Source organism: Streptomyces sp. NPDC004609, from assembly GCF_042873655.1.
GTDB lineage: Bacteria > Actinomycetota > Actinomycetes > Streptomycetales > Streptomycetaceae > Streptomyces.
Genome location: NZ_JBIALS010000004.1, coordinates 225276 through 247250, shown reverse-complemented (window position 1 = coordinate 247250; position 21975 = coordinate 225276). Strand labels below are relative to the sequence as shown.

19 protein-coding genes and 1 pseudogene are annotated in these 21975 nt (G+C 72.1%); 16 read left to right on the top strand and 4 right to left on the bottom strand.

Annotated elements, in window-relative coordinates; genetic code table 11:
• Positions 1 to 107 precede the first annotated feature (107 nt).
• The 7 genes and pseudogenes from ACFYT4_RS05810 to ACFYT4_RS05780 all read left to right on the top strand — a co-directional run bounded on the left by ACFYT4_RS05810 (position 108) and on the right by ACFYT4_RS05780 (position 7858).
• On the top strand, positions 108 to 1679 hold the full coding sequence (locus ACFYT4_RS05810; RefSeq protein ID WP_389265617.1) for a polyamine aminopropyltransferase: 1572 nt from the start codon (positions 108 to 110) through the stop codon (positions 1677 to 1679).
• 102 nt (positions 1680 to 1781) lie between these two features.
• Complete coding sequence (locus ACFYT4_RS05805) at positions 1782 to 2828, top strand: SRPBCC domain-containing protein (RefSeq protein ID WP_389265615.1); 1047 nt, start codon at positions 1782 to 1784, stop codon at positions 2826 to 2828.
• Between the two features lie 57 nt (positions 2829 to 2885).
• Positions 2886 to 3680, top strand: coding sequence for an aldose 1-epimerase (locus ACFYT4_RS05800; protein ID WP_389265613.1), 795 nt, complete (start codon positions 2886 to 2888; stop codon positions 3678 to 3680).
• Between the two features lie 557 nt (positions 3681 to 4237).
• Positions 4238 to 4786, top strand: coding sequence for an orotate phosphoribosyltransferase (pyrE, locus tag ACFYT4_RS05795; RefSeq protein WP_389265611.1), 549 nt, complete (start codon positions 4238 to 4240; stop codon positions 4784 to 4786).
• 192 nt (positions 4787 to 4978) lie between these two features.
• Positions 4979 to 6001, top strand: coding sequence for a class II fructose-bisphosphate aldolase (fbaA, locus tag ACFYT4_RS05790; protein WP_389265609.1), 1023 nt, complete (start codon positions 4979 to 4981; stop codon positions 5999 to 6001).
• 44 nt (positions 6002 to 6045) lie between these two features.
• Positions 6046 to 6297: pseudogene (locus tag ACFYT4_RS05785) on the top strand (Uma2 family endonuclease); the annotation flags it as partial.
• 55 nt (positions 6298 to 6352) lie between these two features.
• Positions 6353 to 7858 carry an MFS transporter gene (locus tag ACFYT4_RS05780; protein ID WP_389265607.1) on the top strand — a complete coding sequence of 502 codons (1506 nt, stop codon included), beginning with the start codon at positions 6353 to 6355 and terminating at the stop codon, positions 7856 to 7858.
• Between the two features lie 40 nt (positions 7859 to 7898).
• On the opposite strand, the gene ACFYT4_RS05775 is transcribed toward ACFYT4_RS05780, so the two are convergent.
• Entirely contained in the window at positions 7899 to 8306 is a 408-nt protein-coding gene (locus ACFYT4_RS05775; RefSeq protein WP_389265605.1) for a hypothetical protein, read from the bottom strand.
• A 181-nt stretch (positions 8307 to 8487) separates the two neighbouring features.
• On the opposite strand from ACFYT4_RS05775, the gene ACFYT4_RS05770 reads away from it, so the two are divergent.
• The 6 genes from ACFYT4_RS05770 to ACFYT4_RS05745 all read left to right on the top strand — a co-directional run bounded on the left by ACFYT4_RS05770 (position 8488) and on the right by ACFYT4_RS05745 (position 14890).
• The gene (locus ACFYT4_RS05770; protein ID WP_389265603.1) at positions 8488 to 8901 is read left to right on the top strand and encodes a DUF3151 domain-containing protein; all 414 of its coding nucleotides are present in this window, start codon (positions 8488 to 8490) and stop codon (positions 8899 to 8901) included.
• Positions 8902 to 9293: 392 nt separating this feature from the next.
• The gene (locus ACFYT4_RS05765) at positions 9294 to 10115 is read left to right on the top strand and encodes a tryptophan 2,3-dioxygenase family protein (RefSeq protein ID WP_389265600.1); all 822 of its coding nucleotides are present in this window, start codon (positions 9294 to 9296) and stop codon (positions 10113 to 10115) included.
• Between the two features lie 160 nt (positions 10116 to 10275).
• On the top strand, positions 10276 to 11478 hold the full coding sequence (kynU, locus tag ACFYT4_RS05760) for a kynureninase (protein WP_389265782.1): 1203 nt from the start codon (positions 10276 to 10278) through the stop codon (positions 11476 to 11478).
• 129 nt (positions 11479 to 11607) lie between these two features.
• Entirely contained in the window at positions 11608 to 12495 is an 888-nt protein-coding gene (locus ACFYT4_RS05755; RefSeq protein ID WP_389265598.1) for an alpha/beta hydrolase family protein, read from the top strand.
• A gap of 135 nt (positions 12496 to 12630) precedes the next feature.
• Entirely contained in the window at positions 12631 to 13452 is an 822-nt protein-coding gene (locus tag ACFYT4_RS05750) for an NAD(P)H-binding protein (RefSeq protein WP_389265596.1), read from the top strand.
• A 190-nt stretch (positions 13453 to 13642) separates the two neighbouring features.
• Positions 13643 to 14890: an MFS transporter gene (locus ACFYT4_RS05745; RefSeq protein ID WP_389265593.1), complete on the top strand. Its 1248-nt coding sequence runs from the start codon at positions 13643 to 13645 to the stop codon at positions 14888 to 14890.
• Between the two features lie 105 nt (positions 14891 to 14995).
• Here ACFYT4_RS05745 and ACFYT4_RS05740 read toward each other — a convergent pair whose 3' ends face one another.
• From ACFYT4_RS05740 to ACFYT4_RS05730, 3 genes are all read right to left on the bottom strand, one after another.
• A complete protein-coding gene (locus ACFYT4_RS05740) occupies positions 14996 to 15784 on the bottom strand; it encodes an SDR family NAD(P)-dependent oxidoreductase (protein WP_389265591.1) in 789 nt (262 codons plus the stop codon).
• 78 nt (positions 15785 to 15862) lie between these two features.
• A complete protein-coding gene (locus tag ACFYT4_RS05735) occupies positions 15863 to 16531 on the bottom strand; it encodes a GntR family transcriptional regulator (RefSeq protein ID WP_389265589.1) in 669 nt (222 codons plus the stop codon).
• The gene (locus tag ACFYT4_RS05730; RefSeq protein ID WP_389265587.1) at positions 16528 to 18252 is read right to left on the bottom strand and encodes a flavin-containing monooxygenase; all 1725 of its coding nucleotides are present in this window, start codon (positions 18250 to 18252) and stop codon (positions 16528 to 16530) included. Before ACFYT4_RS05730 ends, ACFYT4_RS05735 begins: the two co-directional genes overlap by 4 nt.
• A 213-nt stretch (positions 18253 to 18465) precedes the next feature.
• Here ACFYT4_RS05730 and ACFYT4_RS05725 point away from each other — a divergent pair, with 213 nt between their 5' ends.
• From ACFYT4_RS05725 to ACFYT4_RS05715, 3 genes are all read left to right on the top strand, one after another.
• Positions 18466 to 19722 (top strand): alkyl sulfatase dimerization domain-containing protein, encoded by a 1257-nt coding sequence (locus ACFYT4_RS05725; protein WP_389265585.1) that lies wholly within the window; start codon positions 18466 to 18468, stop codon positions 19720 to 19722.
• A 225-nt stretch (positions 19723 to 19947) separates the two neighbouring features.
• A complete protein-coding gene (locus ACFYT4_RS05720; RefSeq protein WP_389265583.1) occupies positions 19948 to 21255 on the top strand; it encodes a sensor histidine kinase in 1308 nt (435 codons plus the stop codon).
• Positions 21252 to 21920, top strand: coding sequence for a response regulator (locus ACFYT4_RS05715; protein ID WP_389265582.1), 669 nt, complete (start codon positions 21252 to 21254; stop codon positions 21918 to 21920). Before ACFYT4_RS05720 ends, ACFYT4_RS05715 begins: the two co-directional genes overlap by 4 nt.
• Positions 21921 to 21975: the final 55 nt, after the last annotated feature.

Sequence of the window (21975 nt, the reverse complement as noted above, 5' to 3'; positions counted from 1 at the left end):
CCCGCGCGCGCTGGGCGCCACATCCCCGCCGTCAGCCCCTCTCGTGTGCCCCAGGAGCACACTTGCGGGTGACAGGATGTACGAGAGACGTAACGTAGCGTTACCGCATGATCGACCAGTCGCAGCAGCTGTCACCGCCACCCGGCGCGGTGCGTCTGCCGGTGCGCCCCGCCGCGGGCCGGTATCTCGTGCTGCTGGTCGTGTTCGTCTGTGCCGCCTGCGGACTGGTGTACGAGCTGGAGCTGGTCGCTCTCGCCTCCTCTCTGATCGGCGACTCCGTCACCCAGGCATCCGTGGTGCTGTCGCTGATGGTGTTCGCGATGGGCATCGGCTCGCTGCTCGCCAAGCGGCTCCGCTGCCGGGCCGCGTTCGGCTTCGGTCTGCTGGAACTGATCCTCGCGCTCGTCGGCGGATCGTCCGCGATGGTGCTGTACGCGTCCTTCGCCTGGGTGGGGGAGTCACGCGCCGTGCTGGTCGCGTTCTCCCTGGCCATCGGGGTGCTGATCGGCGCGGAGATCCCGCTGCTGATGTCCCTGATCCAGCGCATCTCCCGGCGGGACGCCGACGGCACGGTCGCCGATCTGTTCGCCGCCGACTACGTGGGCGCCCTCGTCGGCGGGCTCGCGTTCCCCTTTCTGCTGCTGCCCTGGCTGGGCCAGCTCACCAGCGGTCTGCTGACGGGCGCGGTCAACGCCGTCGCGGGCGGTTCGCTGGTGCTGTGGCTCTTCCGCCGTGATCTGACCGCCCGCTCCCGGGGCTGGCTGCTGGTCGCCAATGTGCTGGTCCTCGCGCTGCTGGCGACCGCGACGGTGATGGCCGACGACTTCGAGCGGGCCGCGCGCCGGGCCGTCTACGGCGACCGGGTGCGGGTCGCCGTGCAGACCGGTGTGCAGGAGGTGGTGCTCACGGGTGGCCGCTCGGGCCCGCTGGACCTGTTCCTCGACGGGCGGCTGAGGGTCAGTGGCCGGGACGAGTACCGCTACCACGAGGCCCTGGTCCACCCCGCGATGGCCGGTCCGCGCACCCGGGTGCTCATCCTCGGCGGCGGCGACGGGCTCGCGGCGCGTGAGGTCCTGCGCTACCGGGACGTGGACGAGGTGACCGTCGTCGAGCTGGACCCCGGAGTCGTCCACCTCGCCCGCACGGACCCCGCGCTCTCCGCGCTGAACGGACGGGCGTACCGCGATCCCCGGTTGGACGTGGTCACGGCGGACGCGTTCGGCTGGCTGCGCGAGCCGGCCGCCCCGGGGACGGACGCGGACGGCCGCCCGGGGCGCGGCCGGTACGACGTGGTGATCGCGGATCTGCCCGATCCCGGCCTCACCCCGAGCACCAAGCTCTACTCCCTGGAGTTCTACGGGCTGGTCACGGCGGTCCTCGCCCCGGGCGGGCGGCTGGTGGTGCACGCCGGGGAGATGGGCTCCCGTCCGCGTACGTACTGGATGGTGGACGCGACCCTGCGCGCGGCCGGATACGGCACCGGCCCGTACCGGATCGGTGACGCGGGACTGCTGCTCGCGGCGCCGGGCAGGGCCCCCCGGCTCGGTATCGACCCCGGCGCGCCCCCGCTGCGGTCGCTGACGCGGGCCGGGCTCGCCGACGACGCGTGGCGGGCGGAGCGCACGAGGATGCCGGATCTGCCGCCGTCGACCCTGGTCCATCCGCGCTACGGGAGTTGAGCGGGCGGCGGCCCGTGCGGTGACCCGTCCGGAGGCCCGGGTGCGCGCTGACACGGACCGAAACGCAGACGTCGGGGGTCGCTCTGAGTACGCTCGGGTCCCATGGACCATGAGGTGTTCGTTCCGGTTGCGGCAGAAACCGTTCGAGAGGCCCTGCGGGACCCCGCACGGGTGGCCCGCTGTGTCCAGGGGCTCCAGCGGAACGCCGACGACGCGGACGCGGGCCCGCTCTCCGGTCGGCTCAAGGTCCGTATCGGCAGCCACACCATCACCTACCGCGGCGCCCTGCGGATCGTGGAGCGGGACGGTGTCTTCACCGTCGAGGGCGGGGGCACCGAGGCCCGGGGCACGGGCTCGGTGGAGCTGACGCTCACCATCAGCGCGACCGGGTCCGAGGGCGGTACGACCTTGGGCTTCACGGGCACGGCCCGCGCGGAGGGGCGGCTCGCGGAGCTGTCCGCCACCTCGACCGAACAGGCTGCCCACCGGCTTCTGGACCGGTTCGCGGAACGGCTGGCGGCGGTCGCGGCGGAGGACACCCAGGCCGACGGGACGCCGCTCGCGGACGCGGATGCCGAGCCGCCCGCGGATTCCGGGAGGCCGGAGCAGTCCGGGGAGCCCGGTGGATCCGTGCCGAAGAAGGGGGAGCAGCCCGAGGAGCCGGGGGAGCAGGACGGGGAGCCGGGGAAGCAGGACGGGGCCCTGGAGACCGGATCCGGCGCGGAAGGGGAACCCCCGTCACCCCGGACGCCCTCCGTGTTCGAGGCCCCGGTGCCGCCGCCCTCGCTCGGGGCCGACGCCGAGGACGAGTTCGACGCGTTCGAGCAGCTCGACGAGGAGCAGCGGCTCAACGAGTTCGTCGACGACGGGACCGACGAGGACGAGGACGACGATGAGCTGGTCGAGTTCGGCGACCTTCCCGACGGTCTGCCCGACGAGCCGCCCGCCGAGGCCGCTCACGCCCGCCGCACCATGATCGGCCGCAGCGCCGAGGAGGTCGACCACGCGCCGCCGCGCGGCCGGTACGCGCCCACCCCCGCACCCGACGACGCCACCGCGGGGCTGCCCCTGCGCTGGATCGCCCCCGCAGCCGCGCTCGCGCTGGCGTCCGCCGTGGTCGTCGGCCGGGCCCTGCGCCGCCGGAGGTAGCACGTCAGGGCACCGGCCTCCGGCACCTCCCCGGGGCGTGGCCAGTAGTGTCGGGGTGTGAGCAGCAGCGAAGAGAACGTCCGGCTGGCGGCCGGAGACGTCGAGTTGACCGTGGATCCGCGAAACGGCTGCCGGGCGGCGAGCCTGACGATCGGCGGCGTCGAGCTGCTGCGTCAGGGCGAGCCGTACGGATCGTTCCCGATGGCGCCCTGGTGCGGCCGGGTGGAGAACGGCGCCTTCCGCAATGGCGCCGACGTGCATCAACTCCCGCTCAACTCGCCGCCGCACGCCATCCACGGCACGGTCCGCGACACACCCTGGCGCACCGCCCGCGCGGGCAAGGACGAGGCGGTCTTCACCTGTGAGCTGGGCGAGCCGTGGCCGTACCCCGGCCGGGTCACCCAGCTGTTCCAGCTCTCGGCCGACTCGCTGACCCTCACGACGGCCGTCGAGGCGTATGAGAACTCCTTCCCGGCACAGGCGGGCTGGCACCCCTGGTTCCGGCGCAGCCTCGGCCACGCGGACGCGCGGATCGACTTCGACCCGGCCTGGCAGGAGGAGCGCGGTGAGAACCATCTGCCGACCGGCCGCCGTATCGATCCGAGGCCCGGCCCCTGGGACGACTGTTTCGGCATGCCCGACGGTGTCTCGGTCACGCTCAGCTGGCCCGAACAGCTGGAACTGACCGTCACCAGCCGCGCCGAGTGGGTCGTGATCTACGACGAGCAGGACGACTGGATCTGTGTGGAGCCGCAGTCCGGCCCGCCGAACGGCCTCAACACCCTGCCGAGGCTGGTGACCCCGATCGACCCGCTGGAGATCTCCACCACCTGGAGCTGGCGCCGGCTCTGAGCGGCCCCGGCCCGGCCGGCGGCGCGGCTTCCGGACCGGCGCCGGCCCGGGAACCGCCCGTGCCCGGCCCGGACTGGTACCCGGACCGCCCCGAACCGGGCGGTAGACCTCGACACCGGCTCCCGCCCTGCCCATCGCGCCCCGAGCGGACCCGCTCCCGCCCGGAGCCGTACCCCCTGGCCGTACCCGCCCGGGGTCGTACCCCCTGGCCGTACCCGCCCGGGGTCGTACCCACGGGCCGGGTAGTCCCTGTCCCCGGGTCCCACCCGCCCGGCCCGCACGAGGTGCGGGGCCCTGCGCGGCCCGGGGCAGGTCCCAGGGCGTTTCTGATGGGTCGGGCTGGGTCCGGGAGCGGGGTCTGGTGCCGTGGATCGCAAGGCGGAGGAGGGAGCCACTGCGGTGGGGGTACCTCCGTGCCCGCAGGGCACAGGGGGCCATGGGCGACCGACGACAACGCGGCGTGGGGGTACCTCCCGGGCCGCCAGGCCCAGGGGGAGCGCGGTGCCAGGGCACGCGAGCCCAGCAAGATCCATCAGAAGCGCCCTAAGCTCGGGGGCATGACTGATGCACGCGCTGACCTGCTCCAGCAGATCAAGGACAAGGCCGTGGTCCACGGCAAGGTGACCCTCTCCTCCGGGCTGGAGGCCGACTACTACGTGGACCTGCGGCGGATCACGCTGGACGGTAAGGCCGCGCCGCTCGTCGGCGAGGTGATGTCGGAGCTGACCGCCGATCTCGACTACGACTGTGTCGGCGGCCTCACCCTGGGCGCGGACCCGGTGGCGACCGCGATCCTGCACGCGTCCGCCGCACGCGGACGCCGTGTGGACGCCTTCGTCGTACGGAAGGCGGCCAAGGCCCATGGCATGCAGCGCCGGGTCGAGGGCCCGGACATCAAGGGCCGCCGCTGTCTGGTCGTCGAGGACACCTCCACCACCGGGGGCTCCCCGCTGACCGCCGTCGAGGCGGTGCGTGAGGCCGGCGGCGAGGTGGTCGCGGTGGCGACGATCGTGGACCGGGCGACGGGCGCGGGCGACAAGATCAGCGGGATGGCCGGGGTGCCGTATCTCTACGCGTACGCCCTGGAGGAACTGGCACTCGGCTGACCTCGGTCCCGTTTCACGTGAAACGGCCGCCCGGGGGTGCGGTGCACCCTCGATCGGGGGTCCCCGCGTATGCCCGCAGACCGGGCAGGGTAGTCCCGTCGGGAGTCTGGAAAGATAGGGCCCGACGATGACGTCGCCCCAAGGTCAGGGCCAGCTCATATCGCCAAACCGCACATCACAAGGAGCGGACAGATGCCCATCGCAACCCCCGAGGTCTACAACGAGATGCTCGACCGGGCGAAGGCAGGCAAGTTCGCCTACCCGGCCATCAATGTGACCTCCTCCCAGACGCTCCACGCCGCCCTGCGCGGCTTCGCGGAGGCCGAGAGCGACGGCATCATCCAGATCTCCACCGGTGGTGCGGAGTTCCTGGGCGGCCAGCACAAGAAGGACATGGTCACGGGCGCGGTCGCCCTCGCCGAGTTCGCGCACATCGTCGCCGCCAAGTACGACATCACCGTCGCGCTGCACACGGACCACTGCCCCAAGGACAAGCTGGACGGCTATGTCCGTCCGCTGCTCGCGGTCTCCGCCGAGCGCGTCGCGGCCGGGCAGAACCCGCTGTTCCAGTCCCATATGTGGGACGGCTCCGCCGAGAACCTCGCCGACAACCTGGCCATCGGCCAGGAACTGCTGGCGCAGGCCGTCGCCGCCAAGATCATCCTTGAGGTCGAGATCACCCCGACCGGCGGTGAGGAGGACGGCGTCTCCCACGAGATCAACGACGAGCTGTACACCACCGTCGACGACGCCCTCCGCACCGCCGAGGCGCTGGGCCTCGGCGACAAGGGCCGCTATCTGCTGGCCGCGTCCTTCGGCAACGTCCACGGCGTCTACAAGCCCGGCAATGTCGTCCTCCGCCCCGAACTGCTCAAGGACCTCCAGCAGGGCGTCGGCGAGAAGTACGGCAAGGAGTCGCCGTTCGACTTCGTCTTCCACGGCGGCTCCGGCTCCACGGCCGAGGAGATCGCCACCGCGCTGGAGAACGGCGTCGTGAAGATGAACCTCGACACGGACACGCAGTACGCCTTCACGCGTCCCGTCGCCGCGCACATGTTCCAGAACTACGACGGCGTCCTGAAGGTCGACGGCGAGGTCGGCAACAAGAAGACCTACGACCCCCGCACCTGGGGCAAGCTCGCCGAGGCCAGCATGGCCGAGCGCGTCACGGAGGCCTGCGCGGCCCTGCGCTCCACGGGCACGAAGCTGAAGTAGCACCTCTGTTTTCCGCGCGTGAGGGCCCGGTGTTTCCGTCAAGGGAACGCCGGGCCAGCAACTACAACAACGATCTTCGGCACAAGGTCAACGCCTACGCGGAAGCCAAGATCCCCGTCTATCTGATCGTCAACCGCAAGCACAACCGGGTCCACGTCCTCACCGACCCCGCCGGCGACGAGTACGGCAGCCACCAGGTCTACGCCCCCGGTCAGCGGATCTCCCTGCCCGGTTCCATCGGCCCCGAGGGCACGCCCGAGATCACCCTGGACGTGTCGGAGCTGCTCCGGGCGTGAGGTTCCGCCGCTCGCGGGGTCGCCCCCAGGGCGCCCCGCTGGGATGATCCGGGATATGGACTCCGCCCCGGGGAACATCCGGCTCTCCACCACCACCGGTCGCTGGGTGGTCCTGACGACCGTCCTGGGATCCAGCATGGCCCTGCTGGACTCGACCGTCGTCAATGTCGCCCTGCCGCACATCGGGGAGGACCTCAACACCGATCTCGCCACTCTCCAGTGGACCGTCAACGCCTACATGCTCACGCTGGCCGGGCTGATCCTGCTCGGCGGGGCGCTCGGTGACCGCTACGGGCGGCGGAAGGTCTTCGTCATCGGGGTGATCTGGTTCGCCATCGGCTCGCTGTTCTGCGGACTCGCCCCGGACGGTCTGTCGCTGATCATCGCCCGCGCTCTCCAGGGCATCGGCGGCGCGCTCCTCACCCCGGGCTCGCTGGCCCTCATCCAGGCCAGTTTCCACCCCGACGACCGCTCACGCGCGGTCGGCCTGTGGTCCGGGTTCGGCGGGGTCGGGGCCGCGATCGGGCCGTTCGTCGGCGGCTGGCTCGTCGACGGGCCGGGCTGGCGCTGGGTGTTCCTGATCAATGTCCCGCTCGCCGCGCTCTGTGTCCCGATCGCCCTGCGCCATGTACCCGAGTCCCGGAACCCCGCGGCCCACACCGGGCGTTTCGACATCCTCGGCGCCGTTCTCGGCGCCGGCGCGCTGACCCTGGTGACCTACGCGCTCATCGCCGCCCGCTGGTGGGCGGGGATCGCCGGGGTGGTCGTCGGGGTGGCGTTCGTCCTGCTGGAGCGGCGCCGGCCCGAGCCCATGCTGCCGCTGTCGGTCTTCCGGTCCCGGCTGTTCACCGTGGTCAATGTGGTCACGCTCTGTGTGTACGCCGCGTTCGGCGGGTTCTTCTTCCTGGTCGCGCTCCAGCTCCAGGTCGTCTCCGGCTACTCCGCGCTCCAAGCAGGGCTGGCGCTGCTGCCGACCACCGTGCTGATGCTCCTGTTCTCCGCGCGCTCCGGTGAGCTGGCCCAGCGCATCGGGCCGCGTATCCCGCTGACCGTGGGCCCGCTCCTGTGCGCCGCCGGGATGCTGCTGATGCTGAGGGTCGGGCAGCACACCTCGTATCTCGTCGATGTGCTGCCCGCGCTGCTGGTCATGGGGCTGGGCATGGTGACCCTGGTCGCGCCGCTCACCGCGACCGTGCTGGCCTCCGTCGAGACCGCCCGCGCCGGTATCGCCAGCGGCATCAACAACGCCGCCGCCCGCGCGGCCGGGTTGCTCGCCGTGGCCGCCCTGCCGCTGCTCGCGGGGATGGGCCCGGAGGCGTACCGCTCGGCCACCGAGTTCGGGGACACGTTCCGGCGCGCGATGCCGATGTGCGCGGGAATCCTCGTCGTCGGAGCGATCGTGGCGGCGGTGTGGGTACGGAGGCCCGCCGTGGAGGAAGCGGCGGCGGCGCAACCCGAGTGCAGGATCAACTGCGGCGTGGGCGCGCCGCCGCTGGAGCCCGGGCGGGCCGCGCAGCACCCGGGACCCGCGTCGGCGAGCCCGCAGGCGGCGGACACCTAGCAAGCGAGTAGCAAGCGAGCGGGGGCGCGCCCCGGGGGAGTCAACGGCAGATGTCCTTCGGCCCCTTCACGCCCGGCTGGACATGGAACTCCACCCGGTGCCCGGCCTCGTCCGTGAAGACCGCCTCCGTGGGTGAGAGCACCGTCATGGTGCCCTTCTGGAAGGGATTGCCCCATCCGTCGGGCGGGTTCCCGGAGCCGTCGGAGAGCGGGGTCTTCGCCACGAAGTACGTCGGACCGATCTGCGCTCCCTCGATACCGCAGTGCGTGTAGAGCTCGAAGGGCATCTTCCGGGCGGCCGGCGACGCCGGACCGTCCTTCGTCCCGCCGCCCGCGGCGGGCGTGGCCACCGCACCCCGGGGGGTCTCGGGCGAGGCCTGGTCGCAGCCCGTCAGTACCGCTGTGGCCAGCGCCAGAGCGAGAAGTATCCGTGCACCCTTGTCGGTCATGGTCCTTGGACGCCCGACCGCCGCCAACCGTTCACTATCCCTTCCGGCGGCATCCGGCGCGCGGTTCGTACGGCGCGCGGTTCCGTACGGCTCGCGGCGGCTGCGGCCGATGGCCCGCGCCGGTGGCTCCGGTGCGGATCCGCATGGCAGCGGCCCGGCCGGGTGAGGGAGACTGGAACCCATGGGCATCCATGAAAATCTCCTCGGGGGACCGCCCCCGACGCACCTTCCCGACGATCCCGAGCCGCGCGAGCTGCTCGCCTCCGGGGGCGACCCCGCCGATGTGGCCGCGAAGTATCCGACGTCCTCGCTCGCCTGGGCACGGCTCGCGGACGACGCGTTCGAGAACGGACGGGTCGTGGAGTCGTACGCGTATGCCCGGACCGGCTACCACCGGGGGCTGGACGCGCTGCGGCGGAGCGGCTGGAAGGGCCACGGTCCCGTGCCCTTCGAGCACGAGCCGAACCGGGGATTCCTGCGGGCGCTGCACGCGCTCGCCCGGGCCGCGCAGGCGATCGGTGAGCAGGAGGAGTACGAGCGCTGCTCGTCCTTCCTGCGGGACTCGTCGCCGACCGCTGCGGACACCCTGGGCTGACGGCCCCGGGACCTCCTGAGCCGACGGCCCCGGGGGCACCCCGGCAGGTGCGGGGTCACCGGGCCGCCGGCCGCCCGCGGGGGTGCGGGTCACCGGCAACGGCCGGGTGGCGACCCGAACGGCTCAGGGCCCACCGGGCGGCCGCGAGGGCCGACGAGACGGCCGGCGCCGACCGCCGGCCGCCGACTCGGCCGCCGGGAGGCCGCCCTCCGGACTCCTGGAGCACCGACCGGGGCGGACACCAGGTCGAAACAAGAGAAAAAAGGTCCGCGCCCCTCGGAAACACAGCCTGGAGAGGGCGCGGACCTTGAGTTAGGGTGCGCGTGGGGACCGGGGTTCCCTCACCAGCAGGAAGGGGCGGACCGCTACCCGAAGACGTCGAGGAGACAGCGATGTCACATGACGCTGCCCCGCATCTGGATTTCGCGGGCACCACGCCGTATGAGGACTACGTCCAGGCGGACGTCCTGACCCATCTCCAGCACCCCCTCTCGGACGATCCGGGAGAGATGGTCTTCCTGGTCACCACGCAGGTCATGGAGTTGTGGTTCACCGTCGTCGTCCACGAGTGGGAGACCGCGACCCGCGCGCTGCGCGAGGACCGCGTACCCGTGGCGATAGACGCGCTCAAGCGGTCCGTACGGGAACTGGAGGCGCTCAACGCGTCCTGGAGGCCGCTGGGACAGCTGACGCCCGCGCAGTTCAACTCGTACCGCAGCGCGCTGGGTGAGGGATCCGGGTTCCAGTCGGCGATGTACCGGCGCATGGAGTTCCTGCTCGGCGAGAAGTCCGCGTCCATGCTGGTCCCGCACCGGGGCGCCCCGAGGGTGCACACCGAGCTGGAGAAGGCGCTGCACGAACCGAGTCTGTACGACGAGGTGCTGAGGCTGCTCGCCCGGCGCGGCAAGGCCGTGCCCGAGGCCGTGCTGGAGCGCGATCTCTCGCAGCGGTACGAGCCGAGCGACGCCGTCGAGGCGGTGTGGGCCGAGGTGTACGCCGACCCGGACCAGGACACCGAACTGGTGCGGCTCGGCGAGGCGCTGACCGATGTCGGCGAGCTGGTGTGGCGCTGGCGCAACGACCATCTCGTGGCGACCCGGCGGGCCATGGGCTCCAAGGCCGGCACGGGCGGCTCGGCGGGGGTGGCCTGGCTGGAGAAGCGGGCGCGCAAGAACGTGTTCCCCGAGCTGTGGACGGCGCGCAGCCATGTCTGAGCCGAAGCAGCCGCAGCAGGCGAAGCAGCCCAGGCCGCGGAACGACCGGCGGCAGGACGACCGGCCGCGGAACGGACAACGGCAGGACGGCCAACGGCCGGACGAGCAACGGGCGGACGACCGGCGGCCGCCGTCGCCGGCGAAGCCCCTGGATCCGGCGATGCCCTTGCGGGAGCGGGCCGCGGCGCTCGACGCCACCGATGAGCTGGCGCCCGCGCGCACACTCTTCAGCCTCGACGAGGTCGTCTATCTGGACGGCAACTCGCTGGGCGCGCTGCCCGCGCATGTGCCCGCACGAGTCGCCGATGTGGTCGCCCGTCAGTGGGGTGAGCTGCGCATTCGCTCCTGGGACGAGAGCGGATGGTGGACCGCGCCCGAGCGGATCGGCGACCGGATCGCTCCCCTCGTGGGGGCCGCGCCGGGGCAGATCGTGGTGGGCGACTCCACCAGCGTCAATGTCTTCAAGGCCGTGGTGGGGGCCGTACGGCTCGCGGATCCCGGCCGGACGGACGTGATCGTGGACGCGGCGACCTTCCCCAGCGACGGCTATATGGCCGAGTCCGCCGCGCGGATGACCGGGCGGCGGATCGTGCCGGTGCGGCCCGACGAGGTGCGCTCCGCCCTGGGGCCCGGCACCGCGGCCGTGCTGCTCAACCACGTCGACTACCGCAGCGGCCGGCTCCACGATCTGCCCGGGCTGACGGCCGCGATCCACGGCGCGGGCGCCGTCGCCGTCTGGGACCTCTGCCACAGCGCGGGCGCGCTTCCGGTCGGCCTGGACACACACGGGGTGGACCTCGCGGTCGGCTGCACCTACAAGTATCTGAACGGCGGCCCCGGTTCACCGGCGTATCTGTACATCGCCCACCGCCACCAGGCCGCCTTCGACTCCCCGCTGCCCGGCTGGACCTCCCACCGGGACCCGTTCGCCATGGCCCCCGGCTTCACGGCGGCGGACGGCGCGACGCGCGGGCGGGTCGGGACGCCCGACATCCTCTCGATGCTGGCCCTGGACGCGGCGCTGGACGTCTGGGACGGGATCACGATGGAGTCGGTACGGAAGAAGAGCCTGGCCCTGACCGACTTCTTCCTGGAGTGCGTCGAGGCGTACGCGGGCGGGCCGGGGAGCCGGGTCCGGCCGCTGACACCGGCCGCGCACAGCGAGCGCGGCAGCCAGGTCGCGCTGCGGTGCGCCGAGGCGCCCGCCGTGATGGAACGGCTCGTCGCACGGGGTGTCGTCGGGGATCTCCGCAGGCCGGACGTGCTGCGATTCGGTTTCACGCCCCTGTACACGGGGTTCGGTGACACGGAGCGGGCGGCGGCCGAGCTGGCCCGGGTGCTGGACGAGGTTCCGGTGGCTTGATACGACGGGCGGCCCGACCGGCGGGGGGACTGGTACCGTCCCCGCTGATCAGGTCGTTTCCGCGGGCCCGTCCACCGGTTGCCGAGGTCCGCGGTCAACTGCGCGACTCCTTCGGAAGGCTGGAACCGCATGCCGGACCCCGTGGCCCGTGACGCCGCCGAGACCGAGTCGGCGTTCTCGCATCCCGCCGTCGAACCGGATGTGTCCCTTCCGTACGGCGATCATCCCGATCAGGTCGTCGGCTTCTACGCGCCCCGCGACGGGCGGGCGGACGCGCCGCTCGTCGTTCTGCTGCACGGCGGGGCGTGGCGGGCGCCGTACGACCGCGCGCACGTGACGCCGTTCGCCGACTTCCTGGCCCGGCGCGGGCTCGCCGTCGCCAACGTCGAATACCGGCGCGGGCCGGGGATTCCGCAGCAGCGCGCGGAGGGCGGGGACGGTTCGCAGGAGCCGGTCGCGGGGCGGTGGCCGGACACGTTCGACGACGTGGCCGCCGCGCTGGACGCGCTGCCCGGGCTCGCCAGGGAGGCGCTGCCCGGGGCGGACAGCAGGCGCACGGTGCTGACCGGGCACTCCGCGGGCGGGCAGCTCGCGCTGTGGGCCGCGGCCCGGCACGTACTGCCCCCGGGCTCGCCGTGGCGGCTGCCCGCGCCGCCGTCGCTGCGGGGAGTGGTCGCGCTCGCGCCGATCGCGGACTTCACCCGCGCCGTGGAACTGGACGTGTGCGGTGGAGCGGTACGCCAGCTCCTGGGCGGCGACGAGGAGTTCGAGGAGCGCAGGGCGCACACCGACCCCGCCGCGCTGCTGCCGACCGGGATCGCCACGGCCCTCGTCCAGGGGCGGGACGACATCACCGTTCCGTACACCGTCGCCGAGTCGTACGCCGAGGCGGCGGCGAAGGCGGGGGAGACCGTGGGGTTCACGCTCCTGGAGGGCGTCGGGCACTTCCCGCTGATCGATCCGGCGGCGGACGCGTGCGCGGTGGTGGCGGAGGAGATCGCGCAGCTGGCGTGGTGACGGCGGGGGCCGGGTGTGGTGATGGTGTGGTGACGGCCGAGGGTGTCGGTCTGTGGGGGTGACACAGGGGCGGTTGAACCCGTTCGCGGGTGATTGAGGACCGTAGCTGTCCGCAAGTGTTCCTACGGTGGCTCCATGACGAATCTCGTAACCGGGGCAACCGGAACCGTGGGCCGCCAGGTGGTCCGAGAACTGCTCGACCGGGGGCACGCCGTGCGTGCGCTGACCCGGGATCCCGCGACGGCGGATCTCCCGGAGGGCGTCGAGGTCGTACGGGGCGACCTCACCGAGCCCGAGTCGCTGGCCGCGGCCCTGGAGGGCGTGACCGGGCTCCATCTGATCACCTTCGGCGGCCCGTACTTCACCCCGCTGGAGACGGGCCCCCGCATCCTGGAGCTGGCGGAGGAGGCCGGTGTACGGCGGATCACCGTGCTGCACGGCGGCGGGCCGACCCCGCTGGAGGACGCGGTCCGGGCCGGTGACATCGCGTGGACCGTGGTCATGCCGGTCGAGTTCATGTCCAACGCGCTGGAGTGGGCGGAGGGGGTCCGCGACCACGACGAGGTGCGGGAGCCCTTCACGGACCGGCTCAGCGCGATGGTCCACGAGGCGGACATCGGCGCGGTGGCGGCGGTCGCGATGACGGAGGAGGGGCACGGCGGACAGGAGTACGTGGTCACCGGCCCGGAAATCCTCACCGTCAAGGACAAGACGGAGGCGCTCGCGGCGGCGCGGGGGAGGGAGATCCGGCTCGTCACCCTGACCGAGGAGGAGGCGGTGGCGCAGTGGCGCGCGGCGGGGCAGCCGGATGACGTGATCGAGTTCCTGCTGCTCGTGTACCGGGACACGCCGGAGGTGGGGCGGACGGTCGCGGACACGGTGGAGCGTGTGACGGGCCGCGCTCCGAGGCGGTTCACGCAGTGGGCGCGGGAGCGGGCGGGGACGTTTCGCGCGTAGCGCGGTCGCGGGGCGGGTGGCTCGGTGCGCGGGTGGACCGCGCACCGAGATCCACACCGGCCAGGGGAGGCGGCACAACGAATGGTTGTGCTTTCACGGCTGATCGGTTGTTTGATCTCGCAGTCCGCCACTCGCTTCAATGCCGTTGGCCAGCGTGTGGTCGTCCGGATCGGCGAGAGGCGCGTCAGGTATGGCAGCTCGGCGGGCGCTGGGGCGGCGCTTCGGGCGGCTGTGGGCCGCGTATGCCGTCAGCGCGTACGGCACCTCGATCGGGTTCGGTGCGTTTCCCCTGATCGCTCTCCTCGTGCTGGACTCCGGGCCGGCCCAGGTGGCGGCGCTGTCCGCCGCGGGGCGGGCAGTGGGGGCCCTGGTGGCGGTGCCGCTCGGCCCGTGGGTGGAGTTCCGCCGTAAACGGCCGGTCATGGTGGCGATGGACCTGACCCGGTTCACGGCGCTGGTGAGCGTCCCCGCCGCCTTCGCGCTCGGGTGGCTCGGCTTCGCCCAGCTCCTCGTCGTCTCCGTCGTCGTCGCCGCGGCCGACATCGCCTTCAAGGCGGCCGGCGGTGCGTATCTGAAGACGCTCGTGCCGCCGGAGGACCTGCTCGTCGCGAACGGCCGGTTCGAGTCCACGACATGGACCGCGATCATGGTCGGACCACCGCTCGGAGGGGCCGCGATCGGGCTGTTCGGCCCGGTGACGACCGTGGTCGCCGATGCGGTCAGCTACCTGCTCTCGGCGCTGGGCATCCGCGCCATCGGCGGGACGGAACCGCGCCCCGCGCGGACCGGTGCACCGCGGCGGCTGCGCGCACGCGATCTGCTCGAAGGATGGCGCCACATCCTCGACCACCCCGTGCTGCGCCCGCTGTTCCTCAACACGATCGCGGTCAACGGCCTGATCATGGCCTCCGAGCCGCTGCTCGCCCTGCTCCTGCTGCGCGATCTCGGATTCGCACCCTGGCAGTACGGTCTCGTGTTCGCGGCCCCTTGCGTCGGTGGCCTCATCGGCTCACGCCTCGCGCACCGACTCGTGGCGCGGTTCGGGCAGCACAGGGTGCTCCTCACCGCCGGGACACTGCGCGCGTGCTGGCCCCTCGGACTGGCGTTCGTCCAGCCCGGCGTCCCCGGGATGGTACTGGTCATCACCGTCCAGCTCGGCCTGGTGACCTGCTGCGGCCTGTTCAACCCGGTGCTGGCCACCTACCGGCTCCACCACACCGGCCCCGACCGGGTCGCCCGCACCCTGACCGCGTGGTCGGTCAGCGTCAGCGCCGCCATCGCGGCCCTGACCGCCGGGTGGGGGCTGCTGGCCGTCATCACCGGCCCCCGCACCGCGATCGCGGCCGCCGGAGTGGTCCTCCTGGCCACGCCGCTGCTGCTCCCGCGCCGCGAGAACGCGCCCCCGAGCACCAGGGATCAGGCCGCGAGCCTCACCTGACCCGCCGCCGGACAGCTCACGGCGTTCCGGCACTCGCCGGGGCGCCCGGGACGGTGTCCCGGGCGATCGGGCACCCCTGGATCTGCCGTGTGCGGGTGTTCCGTGTCAGCGGGCGGTGTAGCCGCCGTCGACGAGGTGGTGGCTGCCCTGGATGAACGAGGCTCGGTCGGAGAGCAGGAAGCAGATGATCTCGGCGACCTCCTCCGAGGTGCCGAGGCGTCCCACCGGGTGGAGGTCGATCAGGGCCGCCCGCCGTTCGTCGTTCACCATGTGCAGCAGCGGGGTGTCGATGAAGCCCGGCCCGACGGCGTTCACGCGGATGCCGTGGGCCGCGTATTCGAGGGCCGCGGTCTTCGTCAGGCCGATCACTCCGTGCTTGGAGGCGACGTAGGCGCTGCCTCCGGGGGTGGCGACGGTTCCCATGACGGAGGCGACGTTGACCACCGCGCCGCCGCCGGCCTCGCTCATCGCGGGCAGTTCGTATCGCAGGGAGTGGAAGATTCCGTCGAGGTTGACGGACATCACGCGGCGCCAGTCCGCGAGGGGGTAGTCGGCGAGGGGGGCGACGGTGCCGGAGGTCCCGGCGTTGTTCACGGCGAGACGGAGGGCGCCCAGCCGCTGGACGGTGGTGTCGACCGCCACCCGTACGGACTCGGGGTCGGCGACGTCGACGGCGAGTCCGATGGCGGTGCCGCCGTCGGCCGTCAGCTGCTCGGCGAGCGCCTCAGCGGCCTGTTGGTCGGGGTCGGCGACGGCCACGGCGGCGCCCCGTGCGGACAGGAGCCGGCAGGCCGCGTAGCCGATGCCGGACGCACCGCCGGTGACGAAGGCCGTACGGCCTTCGAACTCGCGGTCCTCGGGGGAACGGGAGGTGTTCTGGGGAGAAGCGGACATGACGTGTATCTCTCTTCGGGGCAGGGCAGGGCAGGGCAGGGCAGGGCTTGCGACGGACGGCGGCAGCCCGCCGTCTGATCATTCCGCCGGGTTCCCTGGCAGGGGAAGCTCCGAGACCCGGGCGCGCAAGTCGGTGTATATCTCGCGGTAGCGGTTCACGGCCGCGTCCTTCTCCTGGTTTTCGAGGTGGGTGAGGACTTGGCGGCAGCCCTGGAGCCAGATGTCCCATACGGGTGGCTGGTCGGTGACGAGGGCGAAGAGTCTGCGGGTGCGGGCGAGGACGAGGTCGATCTGGTGCAGGAGTTCGCGGTTGCCGCAGGCGCCGATGACGACGTTCCCGAAGGCCAGGCCCGCCCGGCTCGCCGCCGCCAGGTCGCCTGCCGCGAGGGCGGCTTCGAACTCGCCCAGACGGGCGCGCAGCCGTAGCAGATCGCCGTCCTCCAGGTGTCCGACACCCCAGGCGAAGCCCGTGCAGTTCAGCAGCTCCACCACATCCATCAGTTCCAGCGCGGACTTGCGGGTCAGGACGATGACGGTCCGCTTGCGGTTGGGCTGGATATCGACCAGGCGTTCGAGACCGAGCTGGGCGATCGCCTCCCGTACGGGGGTGATGCTCACCCCGAGGCGGCCGGCGATCTCCGCGTCCCTGACCGGTGCGCCCGGCTCCAGCTCACCGCTGATGATCTCCTGGCGCAACTGCTCCAGCACCGCCTTACCGCGGGTCGCCGGCATCGTGAACTCCGTCATTCCTGCTGCTCCTCATTCCGCTTGTCCGCTTGTCCCGCTCGTTCTGCTGGTCCGTTTGTCCGCTGGTCCACATCCTGCGGCTGCCCGGCGGAAAGAACGAATCCTTCGTATCCCGCGGTGGCGACGGCGTCGCAGTGTCCGCGGTAGGTGCCGAGGCCGCCGGCGTACGGCATGAACACGCGGGGTTTGCCGGGGACGTTCGCGCCGAGGTACCAGGAGTCGGCCTCGGAGTAGAGCATCGCGCCGCTCACCTCGTTGACGTGATCGACCCAGGCGGTCTCGGCCTCCTCGGTCGCCTCGATGGCGTCCGTGCCGCTGGTGCGCATGTGCAGGACGCAGTCCGCGATCCATTCCACGTGCTGCTCGATGGCGGTCACCATGTTGGTGAGCACGGACGGGCTGCCGGGGCCGGCGACGATGAACAGGTTGGGGAAGCCCGCGCTCTGGAGTCCGAGGTAGGTGAGGGGTCCGGCCGCCCATTTGTCGCGCAGGGGGAGTCCGGCGCGGCCGCGGATGTCGATGGCGTTGAGGGTGCCGGTCATGGCGTCGAAGCCGGTGGCGAGGACCAGGGCGTCGAGGGGGTACTCGGCGTCGGCGGTCACGACGCCGCGCGTGCTGATCCGGGTGATGGGTGCACTGCGGATGTCGACGAGGCGGACGTGGTCGCGGTTGTAGGCGGCGTAGTAGCCGGTGTCGAGGGCGGGCCGCTTGGTGCCGAAGGGGTGGTCGGCGGGGCACAGCAGATCGGCGGCGGTGGGGTCGGTGACGGTCTCGCGTATCTTCTCGCGGACGAAGTCGGCGACGGTCCGGTTGGCCCGGGGGTCGGTGAGGATGTCGGTGTAGGTGAACACCAGGCCGTGGAGCAGGCCTTCCTCCCAGCGCTCGGTGTAGCGCGCGCGGCGCTCCTCCTCGGTCGCGTCGAGGGCGCTGCCGGCCGGGTGGGGCAGGCCGGGGAGGCCGACGGGTGAGGTGCGGGCCTCGGCCCGGAGCAGGGGGTAGCGGGCTTTGGCGGCGCGTACTTCGGCCGGGTCGAGCGGCCGGTTGCGGGCGGGCAGGCTGTAGGCGGGGGTGCGCTGGAAGACGGTCAGCTCGGCGGCCTGTTCGGCGATCAGCGGGATCGACTGGATCCCGGAGGAGCCGGTGCCGATCACGCCGACGCGCAGGCCGGTGAAGTCCACACCCTCGTGGGGCCAGCGGGCGGTGTGGTACCAGGGCCCGTCGAAGGTCTCCAGTCCCTTGATGTCCGGCACCCGGGAGGAGGAGAGACAGCCGGTGGCCATCACGCAGAAGCGGGCGTCGTAGGTCTCGCCCCGGTCGGTGGTGACCGTCCAGCGGGCGGCGGTGTCGTCGTAGGCGGCTGCGCTGACGCGGGTGGACAGGCGGATGTCACGGCGCAGATCGAAGCGGTCGGCGACGTGGTCGAGGTAGCGGAGGATCTCCGGCTGGGCCGGGTAGCGTTCCTGCCATTCCCACTCCTGCTCCAGCTCGGGTGAGAAGGAGTACGAGTAGTGGATGGCCTCCACGTCCACACGGGCGCCGGGGTAGCGGTTCCAGTACCAGGTGCCGCCCACCCCGTCGCCCGCTTCCAGGACCACGGCCTCAAGGCCCAGGCCCCGCAGCTTGTGCAGCATGTACAGGCCGGCGAAGCCGGCCCCGACGATCACGGCGTCGAGCCCGGTGGAGTTGCTGTGAGGGTCGGTGGGGCGGCGGTGCTGCGACATGACGTCCCTTCGTGAACGGTGTTCCCGGGCCGGAAGCGCACCGGCGCCGCAGGTGAGGCGGGTGAGCCGGTCGCGGCCGGTGCCCCACCCCGGCGGCCGGGCCGTGCGGTGGAATCCCCGGCCCCGGGTCTAGCCTTGAGGCCACCTTAGAATGCATTATGCATCTGATCAAGAGGGAGTCCAGGAGAATCCGCGCACCCAGAGGAGGACACGATGTCCCGCAATCCCACGTCGGCTCTGTTCCACGGCCCCCAGCAATCGCCCGAGAAGGCCGGGTTCTTCTGGCGGGGCGGCCCCTTCGAGGTCGCCGACCGCGTCTGGCACACCGCGCTGGTTTCCGGTGTCACGGCCTTCGAGACACGCGAGGGACTGGTCCTCGTCGACACCGGCACCGAGGCGCAGGCCCCCAAACTGGCCCGCGGGCTGCGCGAGTTCACCCAGGCGCCGGTGCACACCGCCGTCTACACCCACGGCCACCTCGACCACGCGTACGGCCTGCCCGCCTTCCTGCTGCCCGGCCAGAGCGCCCCGCGGGTGATCGCGCACTCCGCGCTGCCCGCCCGCTCCGCCCGCTACACCCGCACGCGCGGCTACAACGAGGCGATCAACGCCCGGCAGGCCTCCGGCGATGTGACCAAAAAGCCCGTCCGGTTCACGCCGCCGCCGATCCCGCCGGACACCCTGTACGCGGACACGCTGACCGTCGAGGCCGGCGGGCTGACCTTCGAACTGCACCACGCCCGGGGCGAGACCGACGACCACACCTGGGTGTGGAACCCCGAACACCGCGTGCTCTGCCCCGGCGACCTGGTCATCTGGGCCGTACCCAACGCGGGCAACCCGCAGCAGGTGCAGCGCTCCGCCTGGGAGTGGGCCGACGCGCTGCGCGCCATGGCCGCCCTGCACCCCCGCACCCTGTGCTCCGGGCACGGCGCCCCGATCGTGGACGACCCCGAGACCGTCCAGCGGCTGCTCGTGGAGACGGCCGACTATCTCGACTCGATCGTCGAGCAGACCCTCGCCGCGCTCAACGAGGGGGCCCCGCCGCACACCGACATCGTCGAGCGCGTCACCCCTCCGTCCACCGACTCGCCCTGGCTCCGCCCGGTCTACGACGAGGCCGACTTCCTCGTCCGCAACGTCATCCGCTACTACGGGGGCTGGTACTCGGGCCGGCCCAGCGAGCTGAAACCCGCACCGCGCCGGGACGTCGCGGCCCTGGTCGGCGAACTCGCCGGCGGAATCGAGGCACTGCTCGCCCGCGCCGCCCTGGCCGGGAAGGCGGGTGATCTGCGGCTGGCGTGCCACCTCGCCGACTGGGCCGTCGAGACCGACCCGGCGGACGAGCGGGTACGGGCCGAGGCCGCCGCGGTCTACGAGGCACGGGCCGAGGCGGAGGAGAGCCTGATGGCGGTCAACATCTACCGCTCCGCCGCCCAGTACGCCCGCGAGGGCCGCCCCTTCCACTGATCCGCGCGACACCGGGACGCGGTCCCGCACCGGAATCCGGTGCGGGACCAGAATCGGTTCTCGCAGGGGCGTTCATCCGCGATGGCGGCCCCTCTGGCTGCCGGGAGCCGCGTCGCCCGGCCGGAATCGGGTCGGTGGGAACCCTTCGTAGTCCTCAGGAGGGACGGGGGAGGATCCATAGTGAGCCTGACGACCTCGCCCGGAACGCCGCCTACCGTTCTGTAGGTGACCGAGACGATCCGAAGCCCCGAATACCGCCTGGCCGTCGGAGCCCTCCGGGGTCTGCGGCAGGATCTCTTCCAAGACGCGTTCGCCTACCGGCCGCTGCCGCCGCTGAGGCCGGAGGGGCCGTTCCTGCGCCATCTGCCGCCACGGGTGCAGCGTTTCGCGAAGTGGACTCCGCACGCCCTGATCCTGGCGGTGGCGGGGTTCACGTTCCTCATCGTGACCGCCTCCTACGGGGCCTACCCCACGAGCATGGCGCTCGGTGTGGCCCCGGCGGTGATCATGGCGATGGCACTGGTCAGACCGGTGGCCGCGTTCTGGATCTCCCTGGTGTCGGCGCCCCTTCTGTCGGTGACCGACAACTTCGGGCCGTGGCCGTGGTCCGCCGCCTCGTTCATCGCACACCTCATGGTGATGACGGTGATGACCCTGCGGACCCGGCCGCGTACCGCGGTCTGGATGTGGGTGCTCACGGCCCTCAGCGGTCTGATCGCCGACATGCTGGTTCTCAGGTACTCCGACAGCGACATCCCGCAGATGCTCATCGTCTCGGCGCTGATCCTGCTGATGGCGACCGTCGTCAATGTGCGGCGGACCGCCGAGAAGAAGGTCGCCGAGCAGCAGAGCGTCACGGCCGTCGAGCGGGACAAGCGGACCCTCCTCGAAGAGCGCACGACCATCGCCCGCGAACTGCACGACGTGGTCGCGCACCATATGTCGGTGGTGGCGATCCAGGCGGAAGCCGCTCCCTACCGCGTCGAGAACCCGCCGCCCGAGCTGGAGCAGGCGTTCGTGACGATCCGGGAGAACGCGGTGGCCGCGCTGACCGAGCTGCGCCGCATCCTCGGAGTCGTACGCGCGGAGGACTACGAGGCCCCCGACGCGCCCCAGCCGGTACTCGCCGATCTGGACCATCTCCTCGCCAACGTCCGTGTCGCGGGTCTGGAGGCGGAGAAGGCGGTCACCGGGGCGGTACGGGTCCTGCCGCCGGGCGTCGAGCTGTCGGCGTACCGGATCATCCAGGAGGCGCTGAGCAACGCGCTGCGGCACGCCCCCGGCTCGACGGCCAGGGTCGAGATCTCCTATGTGCTCGGCGGGCTGGGCCTGCGGATCGTGAACACCGCGGCCCAGGGGCTGGTCAAGCCGTCGCCGGGCGCCGGGCACGGGATCACGGGCATGCGGGAGAGGGTGACGATGCTGAACGGTGAGATGACCGCCGAGGAGACCGCCGACGGCGGCTACGAGGTGGCCGCCTACATCCCCGTCACCCCGGGCGAGCCCGCCGTCGCCGCGGAGGAGACGTCATGACCGGGCAGCCGATCCGGGTGCTGATCGTCGACGACCAGATGATGGTCCGCGAGGGGTTCTCCGTCCTCCTCAACGCCATGCCCGGCATCGAGGTCGTCGGCGAGGCGGTCAACGGCCGCGAGGCCGTCGACAAGGTCGCCGAGCTGGGGCCGGACGTGGTGCTGATGGACATCCGGATGCCCGAGCTGAACGGCATCGAGGCCACCCGCGAGATCGTCGCCGCGCACGCCGACTCCAAGGTGCTGGTGCTGACGACGTTCGACCTCGACGAGTACGTCTACCAGGCGCTGCGCGCGGGGGCGTCCGGGTTTCTGCTCAAGGACGCCTCCGCGCGGCAGCTCGCCGAAGGGGTGCGGGTCGTCGCCGCGGGGGAGGCGCTGCTCGCACCGACGGTGACACGGCGGCTGATCACGGAGTTCTCGAAGCTCAGCCAGAGCCCGAGGGTGCCCGCGCTGGTGCAGATCGGGGATCTCACCGAGCGCGAGACGGAGGTGCTGGTGCTGATCGCCCAGGGGCTGTCGAACGCGGAGATCGCCACGCGCCTGGTGGTCGCCGAATCCACGATCAAGACGCATGTGAGCCGGGTGCTGGTGAAGCTGGGCCTGCGGGACCGGACGCAGGCCGCGGTGTTCGCGTACGAGGCGAGACTGGTCACGCCCTCCTGACGCCGAGGTCCCCCGCCCCCGGGATGCCGGGCAGGACCGGTGATCCGGTCTGGCC